Below are 13396 nucleotides of genomic sequence, written 5' to 3'. Positions count from 1 at the left end.
TGAAATCAGGTAAATCAGGGGAGGACAAATGACCACGCGGAATATCAAACAAGGCTTCTGGCGTTCAGAAAAAGCCCCCTGGATTGAACTTCGCACTACCCGGCAGAGCACGCAGGCGTACAAACTGCATCAGCATGCGCAGCTGTCTATTGGGGCGATTGTGGCAGGGGAGACGGAGACGTTCTGCGATGGGCAGTCATACCATCTTCACCCTGGCGATATGGTTATGATTGCGCCAGACGTCGCGCACAGTTGTAATCCGGTTGCGGGCACGGCGCGCAGTTACTACATGCTCTATATCGATAAGGCGTGGTGTCTGGCGCAACTTGGGGGGCAAGCGGGCGATGCGCTGCGCTGCGAGCACACCCTTATCCGCGATCCGCTTCTCTTTACCGCTTACCAGCGGGTGATTGAACTGATGCAAGGCAATCGGACCGATCTGTTGCCGGGTGCCGTCCGTGACCTGCTGGCAGAGATACCGGGTCTTTCGACTTTCCCTCAGGATCAACGCGAATTTTATGAGATGCAGTCTGCGTTGCAGGCCGATTTTACCGTTGCGCCGACGCTGGACAGTTTTGCAGGGCATTACGACCTGCGCAAAGAGACGTTGATTCGTCAGTTTAAACAGGCGACAGGGTTGACGCCTGGCGCCTGGCTGAATAATGCCCGTGTTGAATTTGCCAAAACTCAGCTGCGCGCGGGGAACGATATTACCGATGTGGGGTATCTCAGTGGCTTTGCGGATCAAAGTCATTTTCACCGCACATTTGTTAGTTTTACGGCGGCCACGCCGCGCCAGTATGCGCGGGCACGATCAATATCCGACAATAAATAACCTTATGCTTTCATTACAGTGGCTCTCTTTTTAAGGGAGTCACCGTTATGTCGTTTATTTCTTATTTTATTCCTGCTGCTTTTCCGCTTCTTGCCCTGTCACATTTTGTGGCGCTGGTCAGTCCTGGTCCCGATTTCTTTTTGCAGTCCGGTTATGCCATTCGCTATCGCCTGCGTGGAAGTGCGGGGATCGGCATTGGTATTGCGCTCGGCAACGCACTTTACATCCTGCTGGCACTGTTTGGCTGGAATATGTTGCAGAAGTACACGCTCGTGTTCCGGTTGATCGAAATAGCGGGTGCGCTTTATTTGATATGGATTGGCAGCCATCTTTTACGCAGTCGAAAACAGGAAAAAGCGCTCAGTGCTACCGACGCGGCCTGTCCGTCTCTGCAAAAACAATTCCTGCTGGGATTGAGTTCTGCTCTGCTCAATCCCAAAAATGCGCTGTTTTATCTGGCGCTGATGACCTCGATTCTCGGCGCAGGCGTGACGCTTCCACAGCAGATTTTTTCTGGTGCCTGGATGAGCATCGCCGTGCTGCTCTGGAATCTGCTCGTGGCCGCATTGATCGGGCTCTCAGCGGTACAGGTGCGTGTCACAGCGTATGTTCACATCATCGAGCGTATTGCCGGAGGTATTCTGGCTGGATTCGGTGTGGTGATGATCGCTGCCATGCTACGTCATTTCTGGGCGTGACAATGCCCACGTGAAGACGTGTAAAAGCCCAAAAAAGAACTTAGCGTTCTGCGGAGGATTCGATAGGTTGACTTACTTGCTGTGACTGGCTCTTTTCCTGGTGGTGATTCCAGGCGCCAATCGAAGAATAGATAAAACGGCCGAAGAAAAAGATAAAGCTAATAAGCAGTACGATACGGGTCATGCGACTGTCAAATCGATGTCGTTTTCGCATAGGGGTTGCCTGACTCACAATGGTTCCTTGGATAAGCCCTATAAAAGGGCGACAGGGACATTAAGTCACAGAGTGGGGTGCAGGTCAATTCATCACCACATAAAAACGAAAAGATGAAAAATATTAGTCTGGATAATATAAATAAATTAAACATTTACCCCGTAAATGCTAAATTCATTCTGGCGCGGAAAAAAGTAAGAATTAAATAAACGACCCTATTTTATTTGACGTATGTCAATTATCACATGCGGTTCGGTACTAAAATCCCAGCTCACTCATTGCCTCAAACATGTACAGTCAGGTCGGATGCCTGCCTGAAAATACCCCGCAGGATCCTGGGTTTTCTACTGAGCATCTATGACTTTAATTACACATTACCGCCAACATAAAGATAAGTGGTGGGCACTGCCCCTCATTTTACCGTGCTTGCTGCTTCCACTGTTTAGCCTGGCTAATACATACACAACGGTGTCTGGCGAAGGTGTGGTGCTTTTCTATCTGCCGATGGCGGTGATGATGAGTCTGCTGGTGATTTATGGTCTGGCTGCCATCCCCGGTATTATTCTTGGTCTGGTCGCGCTTTTTAGGCTGGACGAACCTGCACAACTTATTGCGCAAACGCTGCACCTGCTGGTGCCGGTTTTGCTTAGTTGGGGAGGCTATCGCGTGTTTGTGACCCGTCGGCAGAATATTGCCTACGGTGATGCAAGGCTTTTTGCCCAGCGCCTTTTCTGGCAAATGTTTTGCCCGGCAACGCTGTACATGACTATCCTGCAGTTTGTTATCTGGCTGTCGCTCTATGACACTGAGCTCAGCAATACCAATACGTTAACGCTCAATATTCATCTGTTGATTGATTACCAGGCCATCCTCGTGGGCACGATGACGGGGATCCCGACCTGCTATTTATTGGTTCGTGCATTACATCATCCCCGTTATCTGCGTAGTTGGTTCTCGCAATTGCGAAATGAATTTGACCCTAAAGTGACGCGTGCGGAGTTGATTATCTGGTTTGCAATAGCCACAGGTCTGGTGATACTGCTATTGATGCCACTGACAGAGAACAGCTCGATTTTCAGCACCAACTACACCTTATCGTTGCTCCTCCCGGTGATGCTATGGGGCTCAATGCGCTTCGGCTATCGCTTTATGTCGCTGCTCTGGGCATTGCTACTCACAGTTTTTGTACACTACTACTATCGCTATCTTCCCGCTTATGCCGGTTATGACGTGCAGTTGGCGATTGCCTCATCCTGCTACCTGGTCTATTCGGTCATTATTCTGAGCGTTGCATTGCTGGCGACACGTCAGCGACGCCTCCACGATCGTGCCAGGAGACTGGCGTTTCTCGATCCTGTTGTTCATATGCCGAACTTACGCGCACTTTGTCGCTCCCTTGCTGACTCACCCTGGTCGGTATTGTGCCTGTTGCGTATCCCTGAACTGGAACTGCTGGGGCGCAATTACGGCATCATGCTGCGGATCCTGTACAAACAAAAATTGTCGGAGTGGTTAAGGCCCGTTTTGGGGGAAGAAGAGGGCGTATATCTGCTGACGGGGTACGATCTGGCGATTCGCCTGCATTCGCAATCACACCAGACCCGTATTGAAGAGCTCGATCAGCGCATCAAGCAGTTTCGTTTTTCCTGGGATGATATGCCGCTGCAACCGCAGGTGGGGATGAGCTACTGCTACGTACGTTCGCCGGTTCAGCATCTTTATTTACTGCTGGGAGAACTGAGCACCATTGCGGACCTTTCGCTGGCCACCAATCATCCGGAAAGTTTGCAGCATCGGGGAGCGGTCAATCTACAGCGCAGCCTGAAGAGCAAGGTGGATATGATGAGCCGCCTGCAACGTGCACTGGAAGAGAACCGTTTCAGTCTGATGGTGCAGCCGATTGTGGGCATGCGGGGTGACAACTACCACGAAATTTTACTGCGTATGAAAGAGGAGAATGGCGAGTACATCCATCCTGATGACTTCCTGCCGGTCGCTCATGAGTTTGGTTTGTCATCGCGAATTGACCTGTGGGTGGTGGAGCATGTGCTGAGTTTTATGGCTACACATCGGGATCAATTACGCGGTCAGCGTTTTGCCATCAACCTGTCACCCACTTCGGTCTGCCGGGCGCAGTTTTCGCTGGAAGTCGGACGTTTATTGCGTAAGTACAGCATTGAAGCCTGGCAGCTCATTTTCGAAATCACCGAAAGCAATTCGCTTTCCAATATTCACCAGGCCAACCAGACGCTTGCTCAACTCCAGAAAATGGGTTGTCGGGTGGCTATTGATGATTTCGGGACCGGATATGCAAGCTATGCCCGCCTAAAAAATGTGAATGCGGATATTCTTAAGATTGATGGCAGCTTTATTCGCAATATTGTCTCCAACAGCCTCGATTATCAGATAGTGGCCTCTATCTGCCATTTAGCGCGGATGAAAAGAATGCTGGTGGTTGCGGAGTATGTAGAAAGTGAAGAGATACGCAGCGCAGCTATCGCGCTGGGTATCGATTATCTTCAGGGCTATTTGATTGGCAAACCAGAACCGCTGGAAAGTCTGGCGGTAGAGCATGAGGCGGCCTGATATCAGGCCGCGACTTCCGGAGCTTGTTCTTCTTCGATCTTCAGTCGCCAGCCGGTGACCGCTTCCCAGTAATCCTGCTCTTTCTCGAGATCGAACAGGACCAGCGCGTTCTGGCTGAACCAGTCGTGCGGGAAACTCAGTGTCCAGTGATTATCGTCCGTAGTCAGACGCAGAGTCGGCGGCGTGGTGGTGGCCTGACGCTGGTTATTCAGCAGGACACCCAGGCGTAAAATCTGTACCAACGGCAGGAATTGTTTCTTCTTAAACAGCGTAAAGCGCGGCAAATCATCCAGCTTAATGCCTTTACGGTGATAACGAACCAGGGTGGACATCATCAGCTGCTGTTCCTGGTTGAAACCAGGCAAATCACTGTGCTGCAGAATATACGCCGAGTGACGGTGCATGCCACTGTGATTAATGTTCAGACCCACTTCGTGGAGCATGACTGACCATTTCAACAACGCTGCCAGTTGCGGGTTCGCCAGCTTCGGGTTTTGTGCCTGCCACTGATCGAACATATGGGTTGTGGTTTCCAGCACCCGGCGGGCTTGTTCTCTGTCGATGTTGTAGTGGCTGGCCAGCGCCTGCGCTGTGCGGCTGCGGATATCCTGATGACGGAAGCGGCCTTCCATTTCATACAGCACGCCTTCACGCAGTGCGCCGTCAGATAAGCGCAGCTCACGAATGGCCAACGCATCAAACACGCCACACAGAATCGACAGTCCTGGCACAAAGACCGCTTTACGTTCTTCAGACAGGCCTGGCAGGCTTAGCTCGGCGAAATTCTTGTATTTCAATACTTCCGTGACCAGCTTATCCAGGCGTTCGGGGGTAATGAAGCCATCTTTCTCGCCCATCGCCAGCAGCACTTCATGGGCTGCTTTGATGGTGCCGGAGGCACCCAGTGCGACGTTCCAGCCCTGGATGCGATACTGCCATGCCAGCGTTTCCAGTTTCTGCACCGCGGAGATGCGGGCACGCTGGAAGCTTTCGCGATTCAGTGAGCCGCCCGGGAAGTAAGTCTGGGCAAAACTGACGCAACCCATACGGCGACTTTCCACCAGTCTGGGTTCGAAATCTTCGCCAATGACCAGTTCCGTTGAGCCACCCCCAATGTCGATGACCAACTTGCGGCCCTTTTCAGGCTGCGTATGCTCAACGCCCATAAAAATCAGACGCGCTTCTTCATTACCGGAGATTATCTCAATCGGGTAGGGGATAACCTGCTCGGCACGTTTAAGAAACTCCGTCGCGTTTCGAGCCTGGCGCAGAGTATGCGTACCCACAATGCAGACGCTGGAAGGCTCGAAGCCCTGAAGGCGCTCAGCGAAAAGGGACAGGCAACTCAGCCCGCGCTCCATCGCTTCTTCGCTCAGCATGCTGTTTGCATCCAGGCCATCAGCCAGATGTACGCGCTGCTTAAGGCGACCGATGATCTGCATCGCACCATCCACCACGCGCGCGATCACCATATGAAAACTGTTCGAACCCAAATCGACCGCCGCAAACTCCTGCGGTCGTGGTGTGTTGTCATTTATCGGCATAGATTAATCAGGCTGTTCAAGTGAAGTCAGATATTCATGAATCGCGAGTTGCGCGCGCACTTTACGGCGATTGCCGCGCGGCACATAACGATTACTCAGTTCTTTATCGACGTAGCGTGCTTTAACGGTATCACTGAACAGAATGTCGATGATATCCAGGACCTGCTGTTTAAGGCGTGGGTCCAGTAATGGTGCTGCTACTTCGATACGGTAATCGATATTTCGCGTCATCCAGTCGGCTGAAGAAAGATACACTTTTTTGTCGCCGCCGTTATCAAAAATATAGATGCGATCGTGCTCAAGGAAACGGTCAACGACACTAATTACGCGAATATTATCACTGATACCCGCCAGTTCCGGGATCAGTGAGCACATTCCACGCACCAGCAGGTTAACCTGCACGCCTGAGCTTGAGGCTGCATACAGACGATCAACCAGCCCTTTATCGACCAGGTTGTTGATTTTCAGAGTAATGCCAGCTGGGATACCGTTCTGCGCATTCGCAATCTCTTTGTCGATCATCTCATAGAGTAGCGGACGCGAGTTTTGTGGCGAGACCAGCAGGTAGTCAAAGTGAACCGGACGGTAAGGATTTTCAATAAAGCTGAATACCCGGCGAACTTCGTTGGTAATACGGGCATCGGCGGTCAGTAATGAGTAGTCGGTATAAATACGCGCGGTCTTCTCATTGAAGTTACCAGTACCGATGTGCGCGTAACGCACAATCTCTTCCCCTTCCATACGCGAGATAAGGAACAGTTTGGCGTGAATTTTCAGGCCCGGAGCGGAGAAGATAACCTGCACACCGGCTTCGGTCAGACGCTTGGCCCAGTGAATGTTGGCCTCTTCGTCAAAGCGCGCTTGCAATTCCACTACCACAGTCACTTTTTTGCCGTTGTGGGCGGCGTGGATCATCGCATCAATAATACGAGAGTCTTTTGCTACACGGTAAATATTGATTTTAATGGCCAGCACACTCGGGTCAAACGATGCCTGGCGCAGCAGTTCAAGTACATGCTCAAAAGTGTGGTACGGGTAGTAAAGCAGAACGTCGCGTTCGCGGATGGCATCAAACCCGTTACGGAATTTATCAAACCAGATGTGGCGCAGACGCGGCAGCGGTTTATTCACCAAGTTGGCTTTGCCTACATTCGGGAAGCCGATGAAATCTTTAAAGTTGTGGTAACGACCACCCGGGATAATGGAGTCGAAACGGGAGATAGTCAGCTTCTCGCGCAGCATTTCGACCATGGCATCCGGCATGTCGCGCTGATACACAAAACGCACGGGCTCTGCGGTCAGACGCTGTTTCAGGCTGGAGGACATCAGTTCCATCAGGCTCGATTCCATTTCGTGCACCAGATCGTACTCGGCATCACGGGTCATTTTCATCGAGTAGGCATTCAGCGAATCGTAATCAAAGAATCCGCTGAAAATGTCGTCGAGGCAGTAACGAAGAATGTTGTCCAGCAGGATCATCGGCTTACGACGGCGCGGCGCTTCCGGCGGCAGGTTCACAAAGCGGGGAACCTTGTCAGACGGGATCTCCAGCAGCGCGTAACGAATCGAATCCCCACGGATAATCTCGACCGCCAGATAGGTGTAGTCGTCTTTTAAGAAACGAATCAGGTTGGTTTCGCGATTAATCAGCGTCGGAGTGATGTGCTGGCGTAAGTACTGTTTGAAATAATGGCGTAGCCAGGTTTGCTGGTTGACGGAAAGCTGGCGTTCGTTAATCAGGAAGATTTGATTGCGCGCCATTTCCAGCAGCAGGTCGTTATAAAGCGTGTCAAATTCCTGATCGGCCTTGAGTACTCGGGTCTGGATTTTACCCAGCAAATGACGCGATTGGGTGTTGGTGCCTTGTCCTTGCTCTTCGCTAATAATGATACGGCGTTTAAGTTCTGCGAAGCGGACCTTATAGAACTCATCAAGGTTATTGGAATAGATGCCCAGGAAACGCATACGCTCAATCAGCGGATTGCTTTTGTCTGCCGCTTCCTGAAGCACGCGCTCGTTAAAGCACAACCAACTCAGTTCTTTTTCCAGATATAACTTTTCCTGACCCATTACAGCTTACACTCCAGTTAACTCGCGGGACACGGCAATTCCTTCTCGCCAGGCGGTGTCCTCATGTGCAGGTAAACGTTATTGGCGTTCGTGTGAGAAAGACACCCCATATTATGGCGAGCTTTGCCATCAGATGTCCAACTGTGACAGATAAGTATGACAGTAATCCGTTTTTACCCGGATTAAGGTGTTGCGCGCAACCTTAAGTCACGCGCAGGTAAAGAGAAAGTGTGATTAATCCGCAGCGTAACCCTGAGGAGGCAGGCAGACGCCATCCAGCCAGGCTTTACTTTCCTGCATGGCAAGGCGGCCTTCGAGGAACCAGTTCACTACCAGGGGGTAGATTGCATGTTCCTGTGTCTGCACGCGGGCGGTGACATCCTCTTCCGAATCGCCTTCAAATACCGGAATCTGCGCCTGCAAAATAACTGGACCGCCGTCCAGCTCGTCGGTCACGAAATGCACGGTGGTGCCGTGCGTTTCATCGCCGTTTTCGAGCACCTGACGATGGGTATGCAAACCGGGGTATTTCGGCAACAGAGAAGGGTGGATATTGATTAAACGACCGGTGTAGTGGGCAACAAAGGCCGGACTGAGGATGCGCATATAGCCTGCGAGGACAACCAGATCAGGCGCATAGGCATCAATTTCCTGCATCAGCTCACGATCGAAACCTTCACGGCTGGCAAATTGGGAGGCCAGAAGGGCATGAGCGGGAATGTTAGCTTCCCGCGCACGTTCAAGGCCGAACGCGTCGGCCTTGTTACTGAATACTGCCCTGATGGTGCCATTAATCTTCTTCTGTTTGCAGGCATCAATAATCGCCTGCAAATTGCTTCCGTTACCGGAAATGAGCACCACTATATTTTTCATTCGATGACCACACGTTCACTGGAATCGGATGCTTTGATAATACCGATTCTCCACGCGTTTTCACCTTTTGAATTCAACAGTGCGATAGCTTTATCAGCTTCCGCTTCCGGCAGTGCGATGACCATACCTACACCACAGTTAAAGGTGCGGTACATTTCGTGACGGCTGACGTTGCCAGCAGTCTGCAACCAGTCGAATACTGCAGGCCACTGCCAGGAGGATTCATCAATCACAGCCTGGGTATTGTCTGGCAGTACGCGCGGGATGTTTTCCCAGAAGCCGCCACCGGTCAGGTGGGCAATCGCGTGAACATCGACGTTTTCAATCAGTTCGAGGATTGATTTCACGTAAATACGGGTCGGGGTCAGCAGGTGGTCAGCCAGGGACTTTCCTTCAAGCTGGGTCGTTTCCGGGTCACAACCGCTCACTTCGATGACTTTGCGCACCAGAGAGTAGCCGTTGGAGTGTGGACCGCTGGACGCCAGCGCAATCAGCACGTCGCCGTCGGTCACTTTGGAGCCGTCAATAATCTCTGACTTTTCAACGACGCCAACGCAGAAACCGGCCACGTCGTAATCTTCGCCGTGGTACATGCCTGGCATTTCAGCGGTTTCACCGCCGACCAGCGCACAGCCAGACTGCAGGCAGCCTTCCGCGATGCCGGTGATCACGCTGGACGCGGTATCCACATCCAGTTTGCCCGTCGCGTAATAGTCGAGGAAGAACAGCGGCTCAGCGCCTTGTACCACCAGGTCGTTCACGCACATCGCGACCAGGTCGATACCGATGCTGTCGTGACGTTTCAGATCCATCGCCAGACGCAGTTTTGTACCCACGCCGTCAGTGCCGGAAACCAGAACTGGCTCACGATATTTTTGCGGCAATGCGCACAGCGCGCCGAAGCCACCCAGACCGCCCATGACTTCCGGACGACGGGTTTTCTTCACTACGCCTTTGATTCGGTCTACCAGAGCATTACCTGCGTCAATATCAACACCGGCATCTTTATAGCTAAGAGAGGTTTTATCGGTCACTGCTTGAGTCCCCACGCGTTTGCTTGCGGTTCACCCGTCATATTTCAGGCTGACAGCCGAACTATTCAGGTTATAGAAATAAAATTCGGCGCAATTCTAACAGTGAAGGCAAACGTTTGCGAGTCCATTATTTCCGGGTAGTCAGGATTCTTAGGATATACTCTTTTCCAGTCTATTTGATCCGGATCAACCCCGTACCTGTAGCACAACGGAAAAAAAGCGGTATAATCCGGCGATTTTTTTTGTGGCTACCACCTTTCTGGGGAAGGAGAAGAGTATGAAGGTCGTGGAAGTAAAACACCCACTCGTCAAACACAAGCTGGGCCTGATGCGTGAAAATGACATCAGCACCAAACGCTTTCGTGAACTCGCCTCGGAAGTCGGTAGCTTGCTGACCTATGAAGCGACTGCCGATCTGGAAACAGAGCGCGTCGTGATTGAGGGCTGGAATGGTCCGGTTGAAGTTGAGCAAATCAAAGGCAAGAAAATCACCGTTGTGCCTATTCTGCGTGCTGGTCTTGGCATGATGGAAGGCGTACTGGAACACGTTCCAAGCGCACGTATCAGCGTGGTCGGTATCTACCGTAACGAAGAGACGCTGGAGCCGGTACCGTACTTCCAGAAACTGGTTTCTAACATCGACGAGCGTATGGCGCTGGTTGTTGACCCGATGCTTGCGACCGGCGGTTCCATGATCGCCACCATCGACCTGCTGAAAAACGCGGGCTGTCACAGCATCAAAGTGCTGGTGCTGGTTGCTGCGCCTGAAGGCCTGGCTGCACTGGAAAAGGCACATCCGGACGTCGAACTCTACACCGCGTCCATCGACAAAGGCCTCAACGAGCACGGGTACATTATTCCGGGCCTCGGCGATGCCGGCGACAAAATTTTTGGTACGAAGTAAATGCTTTAAAAATAAAAGCCGACTTTGAAAGTCGGCTTTTTTTTGGCGTAAACCAGAACAGAATCCGCCTGAATTCCTCACACGGTTCACAAAACTGTGCGTTGAACGATGAGCGGAACATAAACAACAACACTTAGAGGAAAACACTATGACGCGCCGTGCTATCGGGGTGAGTGAAAGACCGCCGCTTTTACAGACAATCCCGCTTAGTTTGCAGCACTTGTTCGCTATGTTTGGCGCAACCGTGCTGGTGCCAATCCTGTTTCACATCAACCCGGCCACCGTGCTGTTGTTTAACGGTGTCGGAACGCTACTGTATCTCTTTATCTGTAAAGGGAAGATCCCGGCTTATCTGGGTTCCAGTTTTGCTTTTATCTCGCCGGTTCTGCTGCTTCTGCCGCTCGGCTACGAAGTGGCGCTGGGTGGATTCATCATGTGTGGTGCGCTTTTCTGTGTTGTGGCTTTCATTGTGAAGAAAGCGGGCACGGGCTGGCTGGATGTGATGTTCCCGCCTGCGGCAATGGGCGCAATCGTTGCCGTCATCGGTCTGGAGTTGGCCGGTGTAGCAGCAGGCATGGCCGGATTACTGCCTGCGGATGGTCAGTCTGCTGATACCAAAACCGTAATTATTTCGATGGTAACGCTGGGCGTGACGGTGTTTGGCTCCGTCCTGTTCCGCGGCTTCCTGGCTATCATCCCGATTCTGATCGGTGTTCTGGCCGGTTATGCGCTCTCCTTCGCCATGGGTGTGGTTGATTTCACTCCGATTGCGCAGGCGCATTGGTTCGCACTCCCAACCTTCTACACCCCGCGCTTTGAGTGGTTTGCTATCTTCACTATTCTGCCTGCTGCGCTGGTGGTTATCGCTGAACACGTAGGCCACCTGGTAGTGACAGCGAATATCGTGAAGAAAGACCTGATTCGCGATCCGGGCCTGCACCGCTCCATGTTTGCCAACGGCTTTTCCACGATGATCTCCGGATTCTTCGGGTCTACGCCAAACACCACTTACGGTGAAAACATTGGTGTAATGGCGATTACCCGCGTGTACAGCACCTGGGTTATCGGCGGCGCGGCAATCATTGCGATTCTGCTCTCCTGCGTAGGCAAACTGGCAGCGGCGATTCAGATTATCCCGGTTCCGGTGATGGGCGGTGTTTCCCTGCTGCTTTACGGCGTGATCGGTGCATCCGGTATTCGCGTGCTGATCGAATCCAAAGTGGATTACAGCAAAGCGCAAAACCTGATCCTGACTTCCGTGATCCTGATCATCGGCGTGAGTGGCGCGAAAGTACACATTGGTGCCGCTGAACTGAAAGGTATGGCACTGGCGACTATCGTCGGCGTGGGTCTGAGCCTGATCTTCAAACTGATCAGTGTTCTGCGCCCGGAAGAAGTGGTTCTGGATGCTGACGAAAGCGAAGCAAAAACGCACTAACTCTTGTCAGTAAACCGGGCGCGATGCCCGGTTCAAACGCAGCGCAGTTTTATGGTAAACTCGCTGCGTTTTATTAAAGCCCTGTTGAGGTACGTCTGAACACACCGGCACAGCTTTCCCTGCCACTCTATCTCCCTGACGATGAAACGTTCTCGAGTTTCTGGCCGGGCGACAACCCTTCTTTGCTGGCGGCATTGCAAAATGTCCTTCGCCAGGAGCATAGCGGATACATCTATTTCTGGTCGCGCGAAGGTGCGGGGCGCAGTCATCTGCTGCACGCAGCCTGTGCGGAACTGTCGCAGCGCGGCGATGCCGTAGGCTATGTTCCCCTCGATAAGCGCACCTGGTTTGTGCCTGAAGTACTGGATGGCATGGAGCACCTTTCGCTGGTCTGTATCGATAATATCGAGTGTATTGCGGGTGACGAGCTCTGGGAAATGGCGATGTTCAATCTCTACAATCGCATCCTGGAATCGGGTAAAACGCGTTTGTTGATCACCGGCGATCGTCCTCCGCGCCAGCTCAATCTGGGGCTGCCGGATCTGGCGTCACGTCTGGACTGGGGGCAAATCTACAAGCTGCAACCGCTGTCAGACGAAGACAAACTGCTGGCACTGCAATTGCGCGCAAGACTGCGTGGATTTGAACTGCCAGAAGATGTGGGGCGTTTTCTGCTCAAGCGTCTGGACCGGGAAATGCGCACGTTGTTTGACACTCTGGATGAACTCGATCGTGCCTCTATCACCGCGCAACGTAAACTGACCATTCCGTTTGTGAAAGACATCCTCAAATTGTAGGCCCGGTAAGCAAAATGTCACCGGGCTTTGCGGTCAGTTAACTATCTCTAGTACCTGTTCCGGCGGGCGTCCAATACGTGCTTTGCCGTTGGCGACCACAATCGGGCGCTCCATCAGCTTCGGGTTGTCTACCATCGCCTGAACCAACTCTCTCTCCGTTAACTGAGCATTATCCAGCGCCAGCGATTTATACAGATCGTCTTTCTGGCGCATCAATTCCCGTGCACTGGACATACCCAGCATACGCAGCAACGACGTAATGGTTTCTGCATCTGCAGGCGTATCCAGATAGAGCACCACCTCCGGGTCGATCCCATTGGCTTTCAGCAGACTCAGGGTGTCGCGGCTCTTGGAGCAGCGGGGGTTATGAAAAATCTTCACCGCGTCGGTCATTTTTTCTCCT

General features: G+C 52.2%; 12 protein-coding genes. 6 read left to right on the top strand and 6 right to left on the bottom strand.

Features of this window, described 5'->3' with window-relative positions; translation table 11 throughout:
* Positions 1 to 28: 28 nt before the first annotated feature.
* On the top strand, positions 29 to 835 hold the full coding sequence (locus AC5JPW_RS19915) for a helix-turn-helix transcriptional regulator (RefSeq protein WP_494242835.1): 807 nt from the start codon (positions 29 to 31) through the stop codon (positions 833 to 835).
* 47 nt (positions 836 to 882) lie between these two features.
* Positions 883 to 1533, top strand: coding sequence for a LysE family translocator (locus AC5JPW_RS19910; RefSeq protein WP_494242834.1), 651 nt, complete (start codon positions 883 to 885; stop codon positions 1531 to 1533).
* A 40-nt stretch (positions 1534 to 1573) separates the two neighbouring features.
* On the opposite strand, the gene AC5JPW_RS19905 is transcribed toward AC5JPW_RS19910, so the two are convergent.
* Entirely contained in the window at positions 1574 to 1765 is a 192-nt protein-coding gene (locus AC5JPW_RS19905) for a YfgG family protein (protein WP_494242833.1), read from the bottom strand.
* Positions 1766 to 2104: 339 nt separating this feature from the next.
* Between AC5JPW_RS19905 and AC5JPW_RS19900 the strand changes: the two genes are divergently transcribed.
* Positions 2105 to 4333, top strand: a complete 2229-nt coding sequence (locus tag AC5JPW_RS19900) for a sensor domain-containing phosphodiesterase (protein ID WP_494242832.1) — start codon at positions 2105 to 2107, stop codon at positions 4331 to 4333.
* 2 nt (positions 4334 to 4335) lie between these two features.
* Here AC5JPW_RS19900 and ppx read toward each other — a convergent pair whose 3' ends face one another.
* From ppx to purM, 4 genes are all read right to left on the bottom strand, one after another.
* The gene (gene ppx, locus AC5JPW_RS19895) at positions 4336 to 5877 is read right to left on the bottom strand and encodes an exopolyphosphatase (RefSeq protein WP_494242831.1); all 1542 of its coding nucleotides are present in this window, start codon (positions 5875 to 5877) and stop codon (positions 4336 to 4338) included.
* A 3-nt stretch (positions 5878 to 5880) separates the two neighbouring features.
* Complete coding sequence (gene ppk1, locus AC5JPW_RS19890; protein WP_494242830.1) at positions 5881 to 7947, bottom strand: polyphosphate kinase 1; 2067 nt, start codon at positions 7945 to 7947, stop codon at positions 5881 to 5883.
* Positions 7948 to 8181: 234 nt separating this feature from the next.
* Positions 8182 to 8820, bottom strand: coding sequence for a phosphoribosylglycinamide formyltransferase (purN, locus tag AC5JPW_RS19885; RefSeq protein ID WP_494242829.1), 639 nt, complete (start codon positions 8818 to 8820; stop codon positions 8182 to 8184).
* Positions 8817 to 9854: a phosphoribosylformylglycinamidine cyclo-ligase gene (gene purM / locus AC5JPW_RS19880; protein WP_494242828.1), complete on the bottom strand. Its 1038-nt coding sequence runs from the start codon at positions 9852 to 9854 to the stop codon at positions 8817 to 8819. Before purM ends, purN begins: the two co-directional genes overlap by 4 nt.
* A gap of 277 nt (positions 9855 to 10131) precedes the next feature.
* Between purM and upp the strand changes: the two genes are divergently transcribed.
* From upp to AC5JPW_RS19865, 3 genes are all read left to right on the top strand, one after another.
* Complete coding sequence (gene upp, locus AC5JPW_RS19875) at positions 10132 to 10758, top strand: uracil phosphoribosyltransferase (RefSeq protein WP_494242827.1); 627 nt, start codon at positions 10132 to 10134, stop codon at positions 10756 to 10758.
* A 148-nt stretch (positions 10759 to 10906) separates the two neighbouring features.
* The gene (uraA, locus tag AC5JPW_RS19870) at positions 10907 to 12196 is read left to right on the top strand and encodes a uracil permease (protein WP_494242826.1); all 1290 of its coding nucleotides are present in this window, start codon (positions 10907 to 10909) and stop codon (positions 12194 to 12196) included.
* Positions 12197 to 12291: 95 nt separating this feature from the next.
* Positions 12292 to 12993 (top strand): DnaA inactivator Hda, encoded by a 702-nt coding sequence (locus tag AC5JPW_RS19865; protein ID WP_494243888.1) that lies wholly within the window; start codon positions 12292 to 12294, stop codon positions 12991 to 12993.
* Between the two features lie 33 nt (positions 12994 to 13026).
* Here AC5JPW_RS19865 and arsC read toward each other — a convergent pair whose 3' ends face one another.
* Positions 13027 to 13386 (bottom strand): arsenate reductase (glutaredoxin), encoded by a 360-nt coding sequence (gene arsC, locus AC5JPW_RS19860; RefSeq protein ID WP_494242825.1) that lies wholly within the window; start codon positions 13384 to 13386, stop codon positions 13027 to 13029.
* Between the last annotated feature and the right edge of the window lie 10 nt (positions 13387 to 13396).

This window comes from Phytobacter sp., assembly GCF_059074235.1.
The sequence above is the reverse complement of the archived record's forward strand: the minus strand, read 5'-3'. Positions and strand labels throughout refer to the sequence as shown.